Genomic DNA, 352 nt, shown 5'->3' with positions numbered 1-352 from the left:
TGGGATAAGATGCCTCCAGTTCGCAGCTCGGTGCCGACGGCGTGCAGCGCTCGCGCCCCGTTGAAGCTGTAGCCCGCCCGCATGAAGTTCGCGATTTGGAAGCCGCGAACCCCGCCCTGCACCGCCCACGCTCCGGCTCCGATGGGCAACAGGAATCCCGCATTCGCGTCCACCAAGTGGGGACTTGCCGAGGGGGACCCGAGGGTCAGCGCCTCGTTGAAACCCGGCGGCCTCACCGTATTCGGCCCGATGCCAGACTGACTGCGGATGAATTCCCATTCGCGGATCCGCGCGTCCAAGGCATCCTGCTGCTCCCGACTCACAAAGGCGAAGAGCGCCTCCATGAATTCTT

1 protein-coding gene is annotated in these 352 nt (G+C 64.8%); it reads right to left on the bottom strand.

Annotated features, from left to right (window positions below; all coding sequences use genetic code 11):
• Positions 1-344 (bottom strand): hypothetical protein (locus ACG2LG_RS24355; RefSeq protein ID WP_396263520.1); only part of this gene is annotated, 344 nt, incomplete at its 3' end.
• Positions 345-352: the final 8 nt, after the last annotated feature.

Source organism: Haloferula sp. A504, from assembly GCF_044385805.1.
In the GTDB taxonomy this organism is placed as follows: Bacteria; Verrucomicrobiota; Verrucomicrobiia; order Verrucomicrobiales; family Akkermansiaceae; genus Haloferula.
The sequence above is the reverse complement of the archived record's forward strand: the minus strand, read 5'-3'. Positions and strand labels throughout refer to the sequence as shown.